Genomic DNA, 302 nt, shown 5'->3' with positions numbered 1-302 from the left:
ACGAAGAACACCAGCGCACTGACCCAGGTCGGGATTTCCGGCCACCAGAACTGGATGTACTTGCCAACGGCCGTCAGTTCGGCCATGCCCACCAGCACGTAGAGCACCCAGTAGTTCCAGCCCGCGAGAAAGCCTGCGTAGCCGCCCCAGTATTTATGCGCGAAGTGGCTGAAGGAACCGGCCACCGGCTCTTCGACGATCATTTCGCCGAGCTGACGCATGATCAGGAAGGCGATGAAGCCGGCAATCGCGTAGCCCAGGATCATCGACGGTCCCGCCGACTTGAGCACCCCGGCCGAGCC

Annotated in this window: 1 pseudogene; it reads right to left on the bottom strand. The window is 62.3% G+C overall.

Annotation, left to right across the window (positions count from 1 at the left end):
• A pseudogene (locus AC0L20_RS40625) lies at positions 1–266 on the bottom strand (hypothetical protein); the annotation flags it as partial.
• Positions 267–302 lie beyond the last annotated feature (36 nt).

This window comes from Bradyrhizobium sp. Kon58, from assembly GCF_055807455.1.
Note: the sequence above shows the minus strand (reverse complement) of the source record. Positions and strands in the feature narration are given on the sequence as shown.